The organism is Streptococcus sp. 17.1 (assembly GCF_016648655.1).
GTDB lineage: Bacteria > Bacillota > Bacilli > Lactobacillales > Streptococcaceae > Streptococcus > Streptococcus salivarius_E.
Window position 1 is genome coordinate 1 of sequence record NZ_JACLQM010000045.1, and the last position, 2,447, is coordinate 2,447.

Here is a 2,447-nt window from a genome sequence, read left to right on the forward strand (position 1 = left end):
GCATTCTCATGTGCAACTGCTCTTGCAAGTTTTGCCTTTATCGCAAGACCTGCCTTCGCTGAGGAAGCTAAAGCTGACAACACATCAAACCTTGATGCAACTACTGCTACCACAACCAATGTGGAAACCACAGCAGACCTCGTAGAAACTAAGGTTGTCGAAGCTCCTGCTACTACCGAAAAGGCAGCCAGCACTGAAAGCACTACAAATGTCTCAGAACAAGCCACAACTTCTGCTGCAAGCTCTGAAACTGCCAGTGAAACAGCTTCAATAACTGCAAGTGAAAGTCAATCACCTGCAGAATCAGCCTCAGGCCAAACACGCGAAGCTGTAACTACAGACCGGGCTGCCAATGAGACTGCAACAGCAACCGCAGATACCAATAGTGAAACAAATGTCACCGGTGGTCAATACTATAGCGATGACCAAGGCAACTGGTATTATAAAGATTCTAGTGGTAAAAACCTCGTAGGCGAACAGACTATCGATGGCCAAAATGTTTATTTCCGCAGTAATGGGCAACAAGTTAAGGGGCCTTTACTCGATAGGAATAATAATCTATTTCGTTACTACGATGTTGATACTGGGCAACTATGGACGAATCGATACCTTGAATCCCAAGGTAATTGGTACTATTTAGGTAAAGATGGCTATCCACTCACTGGAGAACAAACTATCAATGGTCAAGAAGTCTACTTCGATTATAAAGGTGTTCAAATCAAAGGTGACTTTAGCGGAGAGGACTATAGCTATCCAGATCAAACTTTCTATTACGACTCTAACTCTGGTGCAAGGGTCCGAAAAGAAGGTCTAGTTCAGAATAAAAAAGGCCAAACCTTTTACATCAAGAACGATGGTTCTAAATTTACAGGAATACGTGAAATTGATGGTAATATCTACTATTTTAAAGCACGTGAAGCTGCCTCTCCTGTTGATACCGGCGTCCTACAAAAAGGAATCAGCATTTTACTAGAAGAAGGGCAAAATTCACCACGTACTTATGGTTTTGGTACCCCTACTAATATTACCCGTCGCTACTATTTTGACTCAGTTACTGGTCAAGCCGTTAAAAATCGCTATGTCCAAGAAAATGATGGCTGGTACTATTATGGTGCAGATGGAAATGCTATTCGTCCTCAAGATGGTGAAGTCAATATAGACGGTCAAATCGTTTACCTATATGCTAATGGTCGTCAAGCTAAGGGAGAGCTTGTTCTCGACAATGGTGTTCTTCGCTACTATGATCCTAATTCTGGAGCACGCGTCTCTAACACCACTCTAACAATTAATGGTATGACCTATCGATTTGATGAAAACGGCGTAGGTATGGATGCTCCTAACCCAAATGGTTATTATAGCGACGATAATGGAAACTGGTATTATAAGAACGTAAATGGAGACAACCTCACTGGTGCTCAAATCATTAACGGTCAAAAGTTATTTTTCCGCGACAATGGTCAACAGGTTAAAGGTGCTTATGGTGATTCCTACGGTGATTTATACGCATTCTACGATATTAATTCTGGAAATCTTGTAACCAATCGTTATGTTGAATACATGGGTAATTGGTTCTATGTAGGTAAAGACGGTAAGCCAGTCAAGGGAGCTCGAAATATCGATGGACAAGATGTCTTCTTCAACTATCGAGGGGTACAAGCTAAAGGAGGATTTGGTCAAGATGGCGTCTATATGCCTGAGTACTATTACGATAAAGATAATGGTCGCAAAGTAACCAAAGCTGGGTTTGTTAAAGATAACAGAGGCTTAACTTACTATCTTGACGAGAAAGGTAACAAAGTCCTTGGACTTCATGAAATCAATGGTGATTTATATTACTTCCGTCGAGGAGGTGCCTATAAGTACACCCAACTGGGTGACATGTGGCAAGACAGTATTAATTACATCGATGGTAAAATCTACTACTTCGGTCATGACGGTAGAGCAATTAAAAATCGTTTCTATCAATGGGGTAATTACTGGTACTACTTCTATGCGGATGGTTCAGCAGCTACTGGTGCCGTTCAGATTAATGGACAACAACTTTACTTCGATAAAAATCATGGTAGACAAGTTAAAGGCGCTTTTGCACCAGATGGTCACTACTACGATGAAAACTCTGGTGAACTCGTCACTAACCAAACACGTACTATCAAAGGTGTAACTTATCATTTTGATGAAAATGGTAACGCGACTAAAGTTTAAGCTATTCCTTACTTTAAGAAAACTTTAGGCTCTGCTCTATATACTATAATCATCCTAAAACTTTTCTTTTTCATAATCTCCTTATCCAGGGCACAGGTCCTGGATTTTTTTATTTTTTAAGTTCCTATGATTGCAAAAATTGTGACATTTGCCATTTACTCGCTTTCCTATGTAATCGTTTTCTTATTTTTGTCTAAATTTCTTATATTTTCTTGAAAGTCTCTAAAATAGCGCTATAATAGGAC

The 2,447-nt window shown here is 40.0% G+C and carries 1 protein-coding gene; it reads left to right on the forward strand.

Translation table 11 applies throughout. The features are described 5' to 3' along the window. Positions 1 to 2,202, forward strand: a 2,202-nt coding sequence (locus H7T99_RS10495; protein WP_207186314.1) for a glucosyl transferase, incomplete at its 5' end; no start/stop codon positions are given. Positions 2,203 to 2,447: the final 245 nt, after the last annotated feature.